This window comes from Shewanella sp. A32 (assembly GCF_029167175.1).
GTDB classification, from domain to species: domain Bacteria; phylum Pseudomonadota; class Gammaproteobacteria; order Enterobacterales; family Shewanellaceae; genus Shewanella; species Shewanella yunxiaonensis.
The window spans coordinates 1-1,586 of record NZ_JARFTS010000058.1 but is presented as its reverse complement, the minus strand read 5'-3'; the positions used below and the strand labels follow the sequence as shown (position 1 = coordinate 1,586).

At 52.2% G+C, this 1,586-nt stretch carries 1 protein-coding gene; it reads right to left on the bottom strand.

What is annotated here, in order from left to right:
* On the bottom strand, positions 1–1,586 hold a 1,586-nt coding region (locus PY479_RS17510; RefSeq protein ID WP_275484537.1), incomplete at both ends, for an efflux RND transporter permease subunit.

The window sequence follows — 1,586 nt, the reverse complement described above, 5'->3', positions numbered from 1 at the left end:
TCTTCCAGGCTGGGCATAAATTCACTGCCCATTCGGGTGGCGGGATACCAGGCACTTGCGAGCGCCACTAGGGCGGCTAGGATCGTCACCTTAGGAAAGCGCAATACCAGATTTAATGCCGGTTTATAGCCGGCGATTAACACCCGGCTGATGGGGTTGGCCGTTTCAGAAGGAATTTTGCCACGAATAAATAGCCCCATCAGAATGGGCACTACCGTGACTGAAAGTATCGCCGCTGACGCCATAGCAAAGGTTTTGGTGTAGGCGAGTGGCGTAAACAAACGACCTTCCTGATCTTCCAACGCAAACACCGGTAAGAAGCTCAAGGTAATAATCAGCAGCGAGAAAAATAACGCCGGCCCCACTTCCTTGGAAGCTTCCGCCACTATTTGCCAGTGTTCAGGGCCTTGCGGTGCACGATCATGTTCATGCCGGAAATGTTCCAGATGTTTGTGCATGTTCTCGATCATGACAATGGCACCATCGACCACTGCGCCAATCGCAATGGCAATGCCGCCTAGGCTCATAATGTTGGCGTTCACTCCCATGTGATTCATGACGATAAAGGCCATCAGAATCGACATTGGCAGCGTAAAAATGGCAACCAGGGTCGAACGGGCATGCAGCAAAAACAGCAGGCAGACTAAACTGACGACTACCATCTCTTCAATGACCTTGTGGACCAGGTTGTCGACAGAATTCTGGATCAGGTGTGAACGATCATAGGTTGGGACGATTTCGACGCCTTCCGGTAAACCAGCTTTCAACTGTTCCAGTTTGGCCTTGACGGCTTTAATTGTTGCCAGGGCATTTTCGCCATAACGCATCACGATAATGCCGCCGACAGTTTCGCCTTCACCATCAAGTTCGGCAATTCCACGGCGGGCCGCGGGACCTTTACGAATGGTGGCAACATCGCGCAGCAACAGTGGGGTTCCGGATGGACTGGCAATACCTAACGGAATTTCACCAAAATCTTTCAGGGTCTGACGATAACCTTTGGCGCGCACCATATATTCTGCTTCCGCCATTTCGACCACAGAGCCACCGACTTCGCTGTTGGCCTTGGTAATGGCAGATTTCACGCTGGCAATGTCTAGCTTATAGATGGCCAGTTTGTCCGGGTCGAGCACGATTTGATAGGTCTGCTCCATACCGCCAACGGTGGCGACTTCGGAAACGCCAGGGACACTCTGCAATTCCAGCTTCAAGTACCAGTCTTGTAAACTCTTGAGTTGCGACAGATCCAGCTTGCCGGTCTTATCGACTAATGCATATTCGAAAATCCAGCCGACACCGGAAGCATCGGGTCCCAGCGACGGCTGGACGCCATCCGGTAGCCGACTACTGATTTGACTTAGGTATTCCAGCACGCGTGAACGCGCCCAATAGATGTCGGTACCGTCTTCAAAAATCACATACACATACGAGTCGCCAAACATGGAATAACCGCGGACGGTCTTCGCCCCCGGGACGGCTAACATGGCGGTCGACAACGGATAAGTGATCTGATCTTCTACCAGCTTGGGGGCCTGACCGGGATAAGAGGTTTTGATGATGACCTGCACATCCGAGAGATCCGGCAA